Source organism: Pseudomonas sp. PA-1-6B (genome assembly GCF_021609545.1).
Lineage (GTDB): Bacteria > Pseudomonadota > Gammaproteobacteria > Pseudomonadales > Pseudomonadaceae > Aquipseudomonas > Aquipseudomonas fluorescens_BV.
Window position 1 is genome coordinate 1 of the sequence record NZ_WJZM01000135.1, and the last position, 530, is coordinate 530.

At 58.3% G+C, this 530-nt stretch carries 1 protein-coding gene; it reads right to left on the reverse strand.

Features of this window, described 5'->3' with window-relative positions; genetic code table 11:
• The coding region (locus tag GIV35_RS27245; protein WP_236266005.1) for an IS110 family transposase at positions 1-530 on the reverse strand (530 nt) is incomplete at both ends.

The following is a 530-nucleotide window of genomic DNA, read 5'->3' on the forward strand; positions in this document are numbered from 1 at the left end:
CCTCCTTGCGCCCTAGGCGAGATACCCAACGCTGTAGCCGCTGGTCGTCTGGCTGTTCTGAATCCGGTCGCACCTGTCTTAACACGGCGTGGGCACCCTGGACCGCCAGGCTGCGCAAATACGCATCCCCCTTCTTACTCATCTTGCCGAGCCGGATTTTTTCTCCGCTACTGTGCTGGCTAGGCACCAGCCCGAAGTAGGCGGCGAACTGTCGAGCATTGGCGAAGCGTTCAGGCTCAGTCTGCTTGGCCATCAGCGCTGTGGCTATGATCGGACCGACTCCGCGCACCGTCATCAATCGCTTGGCTGTCTCATCGTTCTTCGCCGCTGTTTCGAGCCGACCGGTCAACACGTTGACGCGGTCGCCCAAATGAACCCATTCAACTAACAGTTCGGCGATTAATTCGCGCAGCAAATCGGGTAATGGCTGAGTGGCGTCTTCCAGTATTCGCGGGATACGTTGGCTGATGGCCATTTCGCCTTGGGGCATGGATACTCCCTGCTCCAGCAGTAAGCCGCGCATCTGATTA